The 2,898-nt window shown below is 67.4% G+C and carries 5 protein-coding genes; 4 read left to right on the forward strand and 1 reads right to left on the reverse strand.

What is annotated here, in order from left to right:
• Positions 1-200 (forward strand): DUF1731 domain-containing protein (locus WA317_RS19465; RefSeq protein WP_425174592.1); only part of this gene is annotated, 200 nt, incomplete at its 5' end.
• Positions 201-224: 24 nt separating this feature from the next.
• On the opposite strand, the gene WA317_RS19470 is transcribed toward WA317_RS19465, so the two are convergent.
• On the reverse strand, positions 225-848 hold the full coding sequence (locus WA317_RS19470; protein WP_425174593.1) for a TIGR03085 family metal-binding protein: 624 nt from the start codon (positions 846-848) through the stop codon (positions 225-227).
• 60 nt (positions 849-908) lie between these two features.
• Here WA317_RS19470 and WA317_RS19475 point away from each other — a divergent pair, with 60 nt between their 5' ends.
• From WA317_RS19475 to WA317_RS19485, 3 genes are all read left to right on the forward strand, one after another.
• The gene (locus WA317_RS19475; protein WP_425174594.1) at positions 909-1,400 is read left to right on the forward strand and encodes an SRPBCC domain-containing protein; all 492 of its coding nucleotides are present in this window, start codon (positions 909-911) and stop codon (positions 1,398-1,400) included.
• 244 nt (positions 1,401-1,644) lie between these two features.
• The gene (locus tag WA317_RS19480; protein ID WP_425174595.1) at positions 1,645-2,754 is read left to right on the forward strand and encodes a polyprenyl synthetase family protein; all 1,110 of its coding nucleotides are present in this window, start codon (positions 1,645-1,647) and stop codon (positions 2,752-2,754) included.
• A 28-nt stretch (positions 2,755-2,782) separates the two neighbouring features.
• A partial coding sequence (locus WA317_RS19485; RefSeq protein ID WP_425174596.1) for an FAD-dependent oxidoreductase occupies positions 2,783-2,898 on the forward strand: 116 nt, incomplete at its 3' end.

A 2,898-nucleotide genomic window follows, 5' to 3' on the forward strand; every position in this document is an offset into this window, starting at 1 on the left:
CGCATGTCCTGCACCGGCCGGCGGTGCTGCCGGTGCCGCCGCTGGGACCGCGGCTACTGCTCGGCGAGCAGGGCGCCCGCGAACTCGCCTGCGCGAACCAGAACGTCGTTCCCGCTCGCCTGCAGCAGGCTGGTCACCGGTTCCGCCACCCCGACCTCGAGCACGCCCTGCGCCACGTCCTGGGCCGCACCCGGATCTGAGTCGGTCGGCGCCTCAGCCGGTGACTACAGGCTTCGCCGCGCTGCACGCACCGCCGCGACAGTCCCGGGCTCGGCACCGAAATCGACCCGCGCGGCGTCGCGGCCCGCGATGAACAACAACAACTCCGGCGGTTCGCCGGTCACGGTGACCGTCTGACCGCGGCCCACAGCGGCGATCTGCTCACCCGCGGGCGTTCGCAGCACCACTTTCGCCGGCGCTTTGCTGAGCGTCAGCCGGCTCATCAAGCTGAGCGGCCGGCGAAGCGCCGTGACGATCGAGTCATCGAGCGCCCGCGGCTGCCAACCTTCGACCGCCCGGCGCACGTCCTCGTGATGGATGAACATCTCGCCGACACTGGCCGCCGAGTCCAGCACCTTGAACGGCGAGTAAAGCGGCGGCCCGGCCGCCACCAGGTCGACCAGCTCGTTCCAGCCCTTGGATCGCGTGAGCTGACCTTGCACCTTGGCGGTGTATCCGGCCAGCGCCGGGATCAAGATCCCGGGTGTTGCGTCGAGACGTCGTTCCCGTATCACCAGGTGCGCCGCCAGATCGCGGGTGGTCCAGCTACCGCAGAGGGTGGGTGCGTCGGGTCCCACCGCGCGGAAGGTTTCGACCAGCGCGCGGCGCTCCCGCTGAGAGGCGGTCATCGGCTCACGATATGCCGGATATCGGAGAACGGGTGCCGGAGAAGAGTTATACAAAGCAATGTGGACAGTCCGCAGATTCGCTGGCCCCAACGGTTCAATCCACGGCGAGCACCGATTTTCGTCAGCAACGAACTCTCGGTGACCGCCTCGGTGGAAGCCGTTTGGGAATGGCTGATCAGGGCCCCGCTCTGGCCGAGCTACTACTCGAACTCCGGCGACGTCGTCCTCGACGGAGGAGCCGAGGCATTGGGCGAGGGCACCACTTTTCGATGGAAGACATTCGGGGTGCGGCTGCGCACCCGGGTGACGGAATTCGAGCCGGTGCAGCGGATCGCCTGGTTGGCCGAGGGACGAGGCATCGAGGCATACCACGCCTGGCTGCTCACCCCTACCCCGGACGGAGGTTGTCACATCCTGACCGAGGAGACGCAGCACGGCTGGCTCGCCCGGTTGGGCAAAGTGCTGATACCACACCGGATGCACCGCCAGCACCAACGCTGGCTGGAAGGGCTGGCGGCCACCGCGGTGACGCCCCCTCCTTCGCAGTCCTGATGCCGGGGCGCTGAGCGCAGTGACGTCGTTAGCCGATGACCGCGGGTGCGTGACAGGTCCCACTGACCTGCGGCTAGAGTTTAAGAAAGTTAACCTTTAAAGTAGTGAACGGAGTTGGGTGCTTCCGCCGGGCGTTTGCCGCGGGTGTCAACGGGTATGACGGCAGACGTTGAGCCGTTCTAGCCGGCGAGCACCAGAGCTTGTGAGAGGGGCGTCGGTGGGCGAATCGCGGGCATTGTCGTTGGTGCCGGTTGCCAAGCACGAAGCGCTGACCAGCGGGTCCTGGGCTGATCCCGACCACTTCGACGCCTGGCGCTCCGATGTGCGGCGCGCGGTGCTCCGGCGGGTCGAGGAATTCGTCGCCGAGCGGTGCGCAGCGGAATTGGATGGAGCCGGCGTCGACGTCGCCGGCGACATCCTGATGAATTTCGCGTCCGGCGGCAAATGCCTGCGCTCTATCTTCATGTACCTGGGTTGGCTGGGCGGCGCAATGCCCAGCGATGCGGCCCTCGGCGCGGCCGCCAGCCTGGAGTTGCTGCACGCCTTCGCCCTGTTGCAAGACGACGTCATGGACGGTTCGGCATCTCGACGCGGACGTCCCGCAGCACACATTCAATTCGCGCGTTGGCACCGCGACCGGGGGCTCTCCGGCTCGGCGGGCAAATTCGGCGAATCAGCGGCCGTGCTACTGGGAGATCTCTGTTTGATCTGGGCTGAGCAGATGCTGCGCGAAAGCGGCGTCGATCGCCGGGCGCTCCGCGATGTCTGGCCGCGATATGACGCCATGCGCACCGAGCTGGCGGTGGGCCAGTTCGCCGATCTGGCCGGTGATGTCCGTCAGCTCCCTCCGCTGGAGGCGGTGCTTGACGTGGCCCGCCGCAAATCCGGCAACTACACGGTGCGCCGGCCATTGGAGATCGGCGCGGCGATGGCCGGCTGCGACGACCGCACACTGTCCAAGCTCGGCCGCTACGGCACGGCGGTGGGAGAAGCCTTCCAGCTGCGCGACGATGTGCTCGGCGTATTCGGGTCGACGTCGACCACCGGCAAGCCCAGCGGCGGCGACCTGATCGAACACAAGCCGACCAGCCTGGTGATGGCCGCACACCAGTTGGCCGATGCCCCGACCCGCCGCCAGCTCGCGGAACTGATGAACAGCGACGAGCTCGACGACCATGCGGTGCAACGCTGGCGCGCGCTCATCGTCGAGACCGGCGCCGTAGAGTGGATCGAGAAGATGATCACCGACCGCGTAGCATCGGCGCGAAATGAGCTGAGCGACATGCCAATCGATGAATCGGTGCGATCCGCGTTGGCCAACATGGCCACCGTTTGCACGGAGCGCGCACAATGAAGCCCACGACCCCGGTAGCGTGCGCGTGATGCGCACCGTACCTGGAAGCACCGATCATGTGGTTGTCGTCGGCGCGGGCCTGGCGGGCTTGGCGGCGGCGCTGCATCTGGCCGGGCGCGGCCGCGAGGTCACGGTGGTCGAACG

The sequence above is a fragment of the Mycobacterium sp. genome, assembly GCF_049802695.1.
GTDB lineage: Bacteria > Actinomycetota > Actinomycetes > Mycobacteriales > Mycobacteriaceae > Mycobacterium.